Origin of the sequence: Streptomyces sp. NPDC058955 (genome assembly GCF_042741435.1) — a bacterium.
Lineage (GTDB): Bacteria > Actinomycetota > Actinomycetes > Streptomycetales > Streptomycetaceae > Streptomyces.
The window spans coordinates 10081-21164 of record NZ_JBHYKM010000128.1; the positions used below are offsets into that span (position 1 = coordinate 10081).

At 75.1% G+C, this 11084-nt stretch carries 6 protein-coding genes; 5 read left to right on the forward strand and 1 reads right to left on the reverse strand.

What is annotated here, in order from left to right:
- Positions 1 to 708 precede the first annotated feature (708 nt).
- The 4 genes from ACFW1I_RS32795 to ACFW1I_RS32810 all read left to right on the forward strand — a co-directional run bounded on the left by ACFW1I_RS32795 (position 709) and on the right by ACFW1I_RS32810 (position 8214).
- Complete coding sequence (locus ACFW1I_RS32795) at positions 709 to 2604, forward strand: BTAD domain-containing putative transcriptional regulator (RefSeq protein ID WP_384676793.1); 1896 nt, start codon at positions 709 to 711, stop codon at positions 2602 to 2604.
- Between the two features lie 127 nt (positions 2605 to 2731).
- Positions 2732 to 5392, forward strand: coding sequence for a BTAD domain-containing putative transcriptional regulator (locus ACFW1I_RS32800; protein ID WP_384676795.1), 2661 nt, complete (start codon positions 2732 to 2734; stop codon positions 5390 to 5392).
- Between the two features lie 99 nt (positions 5393 to 5491).
- Entirely contained in the window at positions 5492 to 6250 is a 759-nt protein-coding gene (locus ACFW1I_RS32805; protein WP_384676797.1) for a DUF4232 domain-containing protein, read from the forward strand.
- A gap of 389 nt (positions 6251 to 6639) precedes the next feature.
- On the forward strand, positions 6640 to 8214 hold the full coding sequence (locus tag ACFW1I_RS32810; RefSeq protein WP_384676799.1) for a S8 family serine peptidase: 1575 nt from the start codon (positions 6640 to 6642) through the stop codon (positions 8212 to 8214).
- Positions 8215 to 8283: 69 nt separating this feature from the next.
- On the opposite strand, the gene ACFW1I_RS32815 is transcribed toward ACFW1I_RS32810, so the two are convergent.
- Positions 8284 to 9564 carry a serpin family protein gene (locus tag ACFW1I_RS32815; protein WP_384676801.1) on the reverse strand — a complete coding sequence of 427 codons (1281 nt, stop codon included), beginning with the start codon at positions 9562 to 9564 and terminating at the stop codon, positions 8284 to 8286.
- A 79-nt stretch (positions 9565 to 9643) separates the two neighbouring features.
- Between ACFW1I_RS32815 and ACFW1I_RS32820 the strand changes: the two genes are divergently transcribed.
- On the forward strand, positions 9644 to 10834 hold the full coding sequence (locus ACFW1I_RS32820; RefSeq protein WP_384676803.1) for a DUF4190 domain-containing protein: 1191 nt from the start codon (positions 9644 to 9646) through the stop codon (positions 10832 to 10834).
- The last annotated feature ends 250 nt before the right edge of the window (positions 10835 to 11084 follow it).

Below are 11084 nucleotides of genomic sequence, written 5' to 3' on the forward strand. Positions count from 1 at the left end.
GGGGCGGCCGGGCGGCGCCGCGGCCCGCCCCGCCGGGCGGGCGCCGCCGCGCCCCCGGGCGGGCCCCGCCCGCCGCGCCCCCCCCGACTCTTTTGCGCCACGCGGCCTCCGTGGCGGGTTTCCGCGAGGGGCCGGGAAGGGCCCCGAAGGGGATCCGGGAGGGCTCGGGAGGGGCTTCGGAAGGGGGCTTCGGGGACGGTCTTCCCCGTGGTTTTTCGAAGTCGGGAGTAAGGGGCGGCGAAAGCGACAAAGGGCTTTCCGGGAACAACGAGTGCCAACGGGCATACCGGGGACATGTTTTGCGTTGGCCGCAGTGACGTCTTTGCGCATCGCCGAGAAAACGTTTTCACGCCGAGGTGGCCGGTGTTAGGCTTCCGGTCATGCTGTGCTTGCCCTCGGTGAATGGCGAGCGGGCATCGCGGTGACATCCGTCGAACGACGGCATCCGTGAAGGTATGGGGGGATTTCGATGAGCTCTTTTCCACGAGCGCCGGGGGGTGCCGGACCGACGGCGTCCCCGCCTTGGCGCTGAAACGCTGCCCGGACCGCGAAGCGGGGCGTCGACGTCCGTCGCGCCCGGAGTCTACGCGCGCAACATCAGGTCGGGACCGCGACAACGGTGTTGAGGTCGAACCTCTGAACAAACATGTCCCCAAGCCCCGTTGGAGTGACACATTGAACGAGGAATTCGATCCGGAAAAACCCCTGATGCCGACCCGGTTCGACATCCTGGGACCGCTCCGGATGTGGCGGGGCGGCGAACCGGTGGCGATCAGGGGAAGACGCCCGCGGGCCGTCCTGGCCGGTCTCTTACTGGAGCGGGGCGGCGCCCTCCAGGACGACATGCTGATCGACATGGTGTACGGGGAGGACCCGCCGCGCAGCGCGCGCAATCAGATCCAGCAGGCGATCCACTGGCTGCGGAGGGCCGGCGCCCCCGTCACCCGGAGCGAAAGCGGATATTCCCTTTCTGTCGGGGATGCCGAAGTCGACGCCTTCGCCTTTCAGGCGCATATCGAGCAGGCCCGTACGGCCATGCGGAGCAGACTGTTCGAGGACGCGGAAAAGCACTACCGGCTCGGTCTCGGCCTGTGGCGCGGGGAGGCGTTGTCCGGATTCGACACCCCCTATTTCCGGGCCGCCGCGGCCAGCCTGGAGGAGCCGCGGCTGGTGGCGCTGGCCGAACACGTGGAGGCCCGGCTGGAACTCGGGCGACCGCACGCCGTCATCGCGGAACTGCGCCGGCTGACCGCGGAACATCCGCTGCGCGAGCGGTTCCAGGGCCAGCTCATGCTGGCGCTGTACCGGGACGGCCGCCAGAGCGAGGCCCTCGACGTCTACCGCGACCTCCGCGTCCGGCTCTCCGAGGAACTCGGCGTCGAACCCAGCCCGGCCCTCGACAAGCTCCACCGGCAGATGCTCCTCCAGGACCCGCTCCTGGAGCACCCACGGAGCGCGAGCGCCCTGGGCCGGGTCGTCCCCCGGCAACTGCCGCCGCGGACCGGGGTGCTGGAGGGCAGGGACACGGAGCTGGACAGGACCCTGCAGGCCCTGGCCGGGGACGGCTACCCCGTCGTCGTCCTGGCCGGGTTCGGGGGGACGGGCAAGACGGCCCTGGCCCTGCACGCGGCCCACGACGCCGTGGCCGCCTTCCCCGACGGCCAGCTCTTCGCGACGCTGAAGGACCAGCAGGCCTGCCCGGTCCGCACCGAGGACGTGCTCGGCATGTTCCTGCGCGCGCTCGGCCTGAGCGACTCCGAGGTGCCCGCCGGCCTGGAGGAGCGCGCCGCCCGGTTCCGCACCCTCACCGCGGGCCGGCGGATCCTGGTCGTCCTGGACGACGCCCACACCCTGAAGCAGATCCGTCCCCTGCTGCCCGGCGGCGACGAGTGCGCGGTCGTCGTCACCACGTCGTCCTGGGAGATCAGCCGGCCGGGCTGGGAACTGATCAAGATCGCCCCGCTGGGGACGGCCGACGCGCGGAGGCTGCTGGAACGGAGCGTCGGCAGGTCCGTCCTGGAGGCGGACCCCGACGCCGCGCGGGAGGTCCTCGACCGGTGCGGCGGACTCCCGCTCGCCCTGGAGATCGTCGCGGCCCGGATGGCCGGCGGCCAGGTCTCCCTCCGGCGCATCGCCGAGCGGCTCGCCGACCGGGGCCGGATGCTGGAGGAGCTGACCGCCGGCGACCGGACCGTCCGCACCGTGCTGGAGGTCGGCTACCGGACCCTGGACGCCCCGACCCAGTCGCTCCTGCGGAAGATCGGCTTCCTCGGCCGGCGGGAGATCACCGTCGAGATGGCCGCGGCCCTGGAGGGCGCCGCCGTGACCGACGTCGGCTACCGGCTGGACGACCTGGCCGACGCCCACTTCCTGCACCCCGCGCGCCCGGTGGCGCCGGGCGCGCGCGCCTACCGCTGCCGCGACATGGTGCTGGCGTACGGCCACGAACTCGCCCTCGCCGAGGACGCCACGGAGGACCGGGCGGCCGCCCTGGAGCGGGCGCGCGCGTGGCTCTCCGGCGAGACGGATCCGGCCGCGCCGGTCCGCCGGGCCCCCTGCTCCGCGCTCGGCGCGCCCGACCGATCACGCGCACCGTCCCGGTGACGGCGGGGCCCGCCCCGCCGGTTTCGGCCGAAAAGCGGGCCGGGGCCGGGATCGATGCAGGTCGGGGCGGGCCCGACGCGTATTCTCTGGGCCGGGGCTGCGGGGGACAGGGAACGCGGAGGTACGGGTGGAGTTCCGGCTGCTCGGATCCGTCGCGGTCGTGACGGAGGGCGGCGACGTCGCCCCGGGGCCGGCGAAGCGGACCAGCGTGCTGGCCGCGCTGCTGCTGCGCCCCAACACGGCCGTGCACGTGACGGCGCTGATGGACGCGCTGTGGGAGGACGAGCCTCCGACGCACGCCAAGACCGTGCTCCAGGGGCACGTCTCCCGGCTGCGGGCGCTGCTCGCCGCGCACGGGGCCGAGGCGTACGGGGTCGAACTCGCCACGCACGGGTCCGCGTACGTGCTGCGCATGCCCGAATCGCTGGTGGACGCCCACCGGTTCGAGGAGCTGGTGGGGCTCGCGGGCGCCCAGCGGCACGCCGCCGACAGCGTGCGGATGCTGCGCGAGGCGCTGTCGTACTGGCAGGGGCCGGCGCTCACCGGCACCGTGCCGAGCGGCCCGCTGGAGGCCGCCGCCACCGCCCTGGAGGAGCTGCGGCTCTCCTCGGTGGAGGCGCTGGCGGAGGCGTACGGGAAGCTGGGCGAGCACGGCCGGGCCGCCGCCGTGCTGCGGACCGAGGCCGTCGCGCACCCGCTGCGCGAGTCGCTGGCCGCCGCGCTCATGACGGCGCTGGCCCGGGCCGGCCGCCGGTCGGACGCGCTCGACTGGTACCACCGCACCCGCCGGCTGCTCGCCGAGGAGCTGGGCGTCGACCCGGGCGCGGCGCTGAGCGAGACGTACGCCGGGCTGCTGCGCGACCAGGGGGCGGTCCTCGCCCCGGTGCCCGACGCCCCCGAGCCGCCGTCGCGGGAACCGTCCGTCGTCCCCGAGCTGCTGCCGCGCGCGCCGCGCGGCTTCACCGGGCGGGCGGCCGAGACCGGGCTGCTCGACCGGGCGGCCGGCGGCGGTGAGGGGCCGGTGTGCCTGGTGACCGGGCCCGCCGGGGTCGGCAAGACCGCGTTCGCCCTGCACTGGGCGCACCGGCGGCGGGGAGCCTTCCCCGACGGGCGGCTCTTCGCCGACCTGCGCGGCTTCAGCGACACCCCGGCGCCCGAGACCGGGGTCGTGCTGCGGGAGTTCCTGCTCGCGCTCGGCGTGCCGCAGCAGCGGGTGCCGGAGACCGCGGTGGGCCGCGGGGCGCTCTTCCGCAGCCTGACCGCCGGCCGCCGGATGCTCGTCGTCCTCGACAACGCCCGCTCCTCGGAGCAGGTCAGGCCGCTGTTGCCGGGCGGCGACGACTGCGTGACCGTGGTGACCAGCCGGGACCGGCTCGGCGGGCTGATCGCCTCCGACGCGGCCCGCCCGGTGCCGCTCGGCCAGCTGCCGCCGGACGCCGCGACCGCGCTCCTCGCGACCGTGCTCGGCGAGGCGCGGGTCCGCGCGGAGCCGGACGCGGCGGCCCGGCTCGCCGGGCTCTGCGACGGGCTGCCGCTGGCGCTGCGGGTGACGGCCGCCCGGCTCGCCGAGCGGCCGGGGCGGTCGCTCGGCGCGATGGTCGGCGAACTCGCCGACGAGCAGGGCAGACTGGCCCTCCTCGACGTCGAGGACGTCGGCGTCTCCGCCGCCCTCCGCCTCACCGTGCAGCAGCTGCCCGACTCCGCCGCCCGCGCCTTCCGCGCCCTCGGCCTGCACACCGGCTCGGACCTGGACCACTTCGCCGCCGCCGCGCTCACCGGCACCACCCCGGCGCGGGCCACGGCCGACCTGGAGCGGCTCGCCGCCGCGCACCTGCTGACGGAGGCGGTGCCCGGCCGCTGGACCCCGCACGACCTCGTACGCCTCTACGCCCGCGGGCTCGCCCCGCAGGCCGATCCGGAGGGGCTGCGCCGGCTCCTCGACCACTACCTCTACACCGGGCTCGCCGCCGACGCCGCCGCCGAACCCGGCTCGCAGCCCTGTTACGCGCTCCCCGCCGACGTGCGCCGGCCCGCCGCGATCCCGGAGTTCGAGGGGCGGACGGCCGCGCTCGACTGGTACGCGGCCGAACGGCCCGCCCTGGAGGGCGCGGTGGCCGCCTCCGCCGCCCTGGGCCTGCACGACCGGGCCTGGCGGCTGGCCCTGGTGCCCTGGCCGCTGATGCTGATGCGGCTCCAGGACGGCTGGACCCCGCTCCTGGAGGCGGGGCTCGCCTCCGCCGAGGCGGTCGGCGACCCCGACGCCCAGTCCCGGACGAGGGCGCTGCTCGGCTGGATCCTGCACCAGGAGGGGCGGAACGAGGAGGCGCTCGTCCACCTGGAGCGGGCGCCGGGGCTCGCCGCGCGGGCCGGGGACCCGATCAGCGAGGCCATCGCGGTCGTCAACCACGCGGCCGTCCTCGACGCCACCGGGGAGTGTGCCCGGGCCCGCGCGCTGATGCGGGAGGCGGTCGCGCTCGCCGACCGGATCGGGCACCCGTCCACCCAGGTGCTGACCCTCCAGCACCTGGCCGGGCACTGTCTGGGGGCGGGGGAGTACGAGGAGGCGCTGGCGCACGTCCTTCGCGCCGGGGAACTCGTCGCCCCCGACGCCGTCGTCGTCCAGGCCCAGCTGCGGATCGTGCGGGGCGAGGCGCTGGCCGGCATCGGACGCCTGGAGGAGGCCGCCCACCAGCTGGAACGGGCCGCCGCCGACTCCGAGGCGGCCGGTTTCCCGGAGGGTTCGGCGCGGGCGGCGGAGCGGCTGGCGCGGCTCGCGGCGGGGCGTTAGCGATACGCAAGCGGGACGGCAGCGCGGGGCCGGAGGCTGTACTCGGCAACAACCGACCGCACCACCACGCGCTCCACGCTCCACGGGGGAATCACCGACATGCGTACGTCACACCGCACCACCAGGACCGCCCTCCTCGTCGCCGCCGTCGCCGCGGCCTCGCTCTCGCTGACCGCCTGCGGGGGAGGGGACGCGGGCGCCAAGGACGCCGGCAGCGCCACGACCTCGCGGTCCGCCGCCGCGCCGGAGACCACCGCCGCCGCCCCGGCCGCCTCGGCCCCGGCCACGACGGCCGCCCAGGACGGCGCCTCCGCCGCCCCGGCCGCCGCGAAGGGCACCACCGGCTCGACCGGCTCGACCGGTTCGACCGGCACCTCGGACGGCGACGGCTCGGGCGCGGCGAAGGGCGGCGGCACCGCCGCCGAGGCCCCCGCGTGCGCCTACGGCGACGTGAAGATCACCGCGGCGAAGGCCGACGAGGTGCCCACCGAGCACATCGTCCTCACCGCCACCAACACCTCCGGCCGCGCCTGCACCCTCCTCGGCCACCCGCTCATCGCCTTCGGCGACATCCAGACGGCGAAGGACGTGCCGCCGGTCGCCAAGAGCAAGCCGGCCGCCCCCGTGGTCCTGGACCCGGGCGCGCCCGCGTACGCCAACGTGCGGGTCTCCCTCGGCGGCGTCCACGAGGACAACAAGGTGGTGAAGGAGTTCAACGTGAACCTCTTCGCGGCCGACGGCCCGGCCGAGGGCAGCGTCGTGGTGACCGCCCCCGCCGGCGGTGTCGCCGTCGACGAGGCCGTCGCCAAGACGGGGTACTGGACGCCCGAACTCCGCAACGGCGCCGACGACTTCTGAGCCGCCGCAGCGCGCACCGGCCCGGCGGGGCCCGTCTCCAGGGGGATCGGAGACGGGCCCTTCCGTGCGTGACGGCGCTGTGAATTCCCGGGAACCGGGCGGGAGTCGGGGGCCGTCCGGCCGGTGCGGAACCCCGCAGGTGAGCGGGGTCGCGCGGCCCGCGCGAAGCTACTCGCGGGTCATGTCGGGCCTGTGGCACGGAAATGACGGCGCTGCGGGCGCCCTTGTGTGATTCCTATGGATCGGTCAATCTTTCGGTCGACGGCAGGGCGGCCGGAAGGCGCGGGCCCCGCGGGACCCCCACGTGTTCTTGTCATGTCCCTGTCGTGAGTGACGGTCACTCGGCTCCCTCCCCACGGGAGCACCCCCCCACGAGGAGGACACCTCACATGGCAGTGATGCGCGCATCGCGTCGCCGTATCTCCACCGCCGCGGCCATAGCCGTCACGGCGCTCGCCCTCGGCACGCTCTCCGCCCTCCCCGCCACCGCCGCCCCCGCGGCCGCGGAGGGCGTCATCGAGAACGCCGGCGCCGAAGGCACCATCCCGGGCAGCTACATCGTCACCCTCGACGAGTCCGCCCAGGCGGAGACCGCGAAGGGCCGGGCGATCCCGGGCAAGTTCGGCGCCACGATCACGCGGACCTACACCTCGGCGGTGAACGGCTACGCGATCGAGGTCTCCGAGGCGCAGGCGAAGAAGCTCGCCGCCGACCCCGCCGTGAAGTCCGTGGTCCAGAACCGCGTCTTCACCGTCGACGCCACCCAGCCCTCCCCGCCGTCCTGGGGCCTGGACCGGATCGACCAGAAGGCGCTGCCGCTGAACCAGAGCTACACCTACCCGGACACCGCGGGCCAGGGCGTGACGGCGTACATCATCGACACCGGCGTCCGCATCAGCCACAGCGACTTCGGCGGCCGGGCCGCCAACGGCTACGACGCCATCGACAACGACAACACCGCCCAGGACGGGCACGGCCACGGCACCCACGTCGCCGGTACGGTCGCGGGCTCCTCCTACGGCGTCGCCAAGAAGGCGAAGATCGTCGGCGTCCGCGTCCTCGACGACAGCGGCTCCGGCACCACCGACCAGGTCGTCGCCGGCATCGACTGGGTGACCCGGAACGCGGTCAAGCCGGCCGTCGCCAACATGAGCCTCGGCGGCGGCGTCGACACCGTCCTCGACCAGGCCGTCCGCAACTCCATCGCGGCCGGCATCACCTACGCGGTCGCGGCCGGCAACGACAGCTCCAACGCCTCCAACTACTCGCCGGCGCGGGTCACCGAGGCCATCACGGTCGGCTCCACGACCAGCAGCGACGCCCGCTCCAGCTTCTCCAACTACGGCAGCGTCCTGGACATCTTCGCCCCGGGCTCCTCCATCAAGTCGTCCTGGAACACCAGCGACACCGCCACCAACACCATCTCCGGCACCTCGATGGCCACCCCGCACGTGGCCGGCGCCGCCGCCGTCTACCTCGCCGACAACCCGACGGCCACCCCGGCGCAGGTCTCCACGGCCCTCACCACCGCCGCCACCCCGAACGTGGTCACCAGCCCCGGCACCGGCTCCCCGAACAAGCTCCTGTTCGTGGGCGGCGGCGGCACCACCCCGCCGCCCGGCCCCAAGTTCGAGAACACCGCCGACTACGCCATCGCCGACAACGCGACCGTCGAGTCCCCGGTCACCGTCAGCGGCGTCGCCGGCAACGCCCCGTCGGCCCTCCAGGTCCCGGTGAACATCGCCCACACCTACATCGGCGACCTCCAGGTCCAGCTGATCGCCCCCGACGGCACCGCCTACACGCTGAAGGCGTTCGGCACCGGCGGCAGCGCGGACAACATCAACACCACGTACACCGTGAACGCCTCCGCCGAGGTCGCCAACGGCACGTGGAAGCTCCGGGTGACGGACAACGCGAACTACGACACCGGGAAGATCGACTCCTGGGCGCTCCAGTTCTGACCCCGTGACACCGTTCTGACCCCGTGACACTAGGGGCGGCCACCACCGGTGGCCGCCCCTTCCGCGTGCCTACGCCCAGTCGTCGTCGTCCTCGTCGTATGCGTACGGGGCCTCGGCATACTCCACCGGGTCGTCGACCCAGCCCGCCGACAGCACCAGCCGGGAGGTGCGGTGCACGGCGAGGAAGCCGAAGGGCCGGTCGACGTCCAGCTCCACCCGGCGGACCCGGTACCGCAGGTGCGGCACGCCCGCACCGGCGGCGGCGCCGATCAGGGTCACCGCCGCCGCCTCGAAGCCGTCGCGGGTGAAGCGGGCCATGCCCGCCTGCCTGGCCTGGGCGATCGCCAGGGGCCGGTCGCTGACGCCGGGGAAGTGGCCGTGGTCGCGGTCGGTCGCCGCGCCCAGACCGAACACGGACGCGGAGGCCAGCAGATCGTGCTCGGCGGTGAGGTCGAACGCCGGCGTCGAGACCGCCAGTTCGGGCTCACGCGTGCTGCTGCGCACCTGCTCCACCCGCAGCCCCGGTCCAGGGGTTCCGAGCGGCAGCACGTCCCCGGTCACGACGGGATGCGCCCCGCTCACCACCCCGACCCCCGCGGCGAGCACCGCGCCGGGCGCGGCCCCCTCCTCGCCGAGCAGCAGATGGACGTCGACCCCCGTGTCGCCCAGCACCCGGAGGACGGTCAGCGGCCCGGCGGGCGTCTCCGCGACGCCGACCCGGTCCAGCAGGCCGGTCCGCCGGTACAGCCCCACCAGAGTCCGGTCCGCCCAGGGGCCGCTCTTCGGTATCAGCGCGAAGTCGCCGAAGGGTCGCAGCCACCGGGTCCGCAGCGTCTGGGCCGCCGCGAGCACCAGCAGGACGTCCTCGTCGATCTCCACCGGCATCTCCGGGACCAGCCCGCCGGTCCGCTCCGCCGCCCAGGCGTCCAGCGCCGCCTTGTCCGCCGTGTCGTCCCCGGTGAACCGGCCGAAGGAGGCGTTCGGCAGTCCGGCCACCCACCGCTCGCGCAGCGGCAGTTCCGGCCGCGCCCACAGGCCGATCGCGGCCGCCGAGCCGCGGATCCGGTCCAGCGCCGCCACCAGCCCGCGTGCCGCCTCCGCGGCCCGGTCCGCGGGCAGGCCCACCGCGTCCTCCAGCTCGGCCCGTGCCGGGCCGGCCGCGCCGTCCGCGAGGAGGGCGAGCAGCGGCCAGACGGCGGCGGCGGAGAGGACGGTGCCGCGCGGCCCGGCGGGGAGCGCGGCGGCCCAGCGCGCGGTCAGCCGGTTCACCGCCCGGACGGTCCCGCCGGGGACGGACGGCGTCCAGCTCGTCGCCGTGGTCGTGCCGGCTGTCCGCTCCGTGCCCCGCATGGCCGCCCCCGCACCCGGACCGCGTACGATGCGCGCCCGATCGTCTGTTCGTCCCCGCCCCTACAGGAGCACCGTACCCGTGGAGCCGACCCAGCCGCCCAAGCCGCCCGAGCCTGGGGCGTCCGCCGCGCCGGGCGCGTACCCCTCGCCCGGCCCGTACGCGGCACCCGGGCCGTACGCGGCGCCGGGACCGTACACCTCGCCCGGCATGCCCTACGCGGGCGCGCCGGGGCCCTACGGGCCGTACGGGCAGCCGACGGTGACCACCAACGGTCTCGCCATCGGCTCGCTCGTCAGCGGCATCGTCTGCTGCCTGCCGCCGCTCGGCCTCGTCCTCGGCGTCTTCTCGCTCCGGCAGATCAAGAAGCGCGGACAGGGCGGCAAGGGGCTCGCGATCGCCGGCATCGTGCTCTCCTCGATCAGCACCCTGCTCGTCCTGGTCGGCCTGATCACCGGTCAGCTCCAGGTCGCCTTCCGGGAGTTCGGCGAGGGCATGCGGGAGGCGGCCTCCGCCCGGTCGCCCGTCGAGCTGCGGACCGGCCAGTGCTTCGTCGACGACTCCGCCGGGGACAAGTACACCCGCGGCGTGCGGGTCGTCGACTGCGCCGAGTCCCACGACGGTGAGATCACCGGCCGCTTCGAGGTCACGGCCTTCGACCGCTGGCCCGGCGAGAAGGAGCTGGAGCGGATCGGCGAGCAGCGGTGCGACGCCATGGCCGGCGAGTACGCCATGGACACCTGGGCGCTGGACGCCGACACGACGAGCATCTACTACTTCCCGGACCGGGACTCGTGGCGCGGCGGCGAGCGCCGGATCGCCTGCGGCCTCGGCGGCGAGGAGCGCACGAAGGGCTCGCTGCGCTCCGACCGCACCACGCTCACCCCCGACCAGCTGGCCTTCCTCACCCAGGTGAACCCGATCGAGGACGCCGTCTTCCAGGAGCCGGAGGACGACCCGGAGGACGACCTCGACGCCAACCGGGCCTGGGCCGCCGACGTGCGCGCGGCCGTCGACTCCGCCCGCTCCGGCCTGAAGGACAAGGTCTGGGCGCAGGAGGCGCGGGCCCCGATGGGCGGGTACGTGGCCAGTCTGGACTCGGCCTCGAAGCAGTGGGCGAAGCTCGCGGAGGCGAAGGACGCGGGGACGTTCTGGAAGGAGTACGACAGGGCCTGGGAGCTGCTGCCGGAGGCGGGCAGCGCCGAGGTCCGCACGGCCCTGGACCTGACGGACACGCCGCCGGTGGCCCCGGGCGAGCACGGTTCCGCCTGAGCGGTCCGGGGGTACGCGAACGGGGCCGGGTCTCGCGCGAGAGACCCGGCCCCGTCGTGTGCGGACCGGCGCCGGTGCCGGGAGGCGGCGCCGGGGCGGGGGACGGCGGCCCGTGACCAGCCGCCGTCCCGTGCCCGGACGCGCCGTCGCCGGCGGTCCGGGCCCCGGCCCCGCGGGGGCCCCCGGCGGGCGGGGCCGGGGTCTTTTACACAAAACCGACCCCACAAGACACCCAACGAGAGGCGGGTGG

Excerpts from the sequence above, each read along its gene's own strand:
- ACFW1I_RS32795 (WP_384676793.1), top strand. The coding sequence starts at position 709 with ATGCCGACCCGGTTCGACATCCTGGGACCGCTCCGGATGTGGCGGGGC.
- ACFW1I_RS32805 (WP_384676797.1), top strand. The coding sequence starts at position 5,492 with ATGCGTACGTCACACCGCACCACCAGGACCGCCCTCCTCGTCGCCGCC.
- ACFW1I_RS32810 (WP_384676799.1), top strand. The coding sequence starts at position 6,640 with ATGGCAGTGATGCGCGCATCGCGTCGCCGTATCTCCACCGCCGCGGCC.
- ACFW1I_RS32815 (WP_384676801.1), bottom strand. The coding sequence starts at position 9,564 with ATGCGGGGCACGGAGCGGACAGCCGGCACGACCACGGCGACGAGCTGG.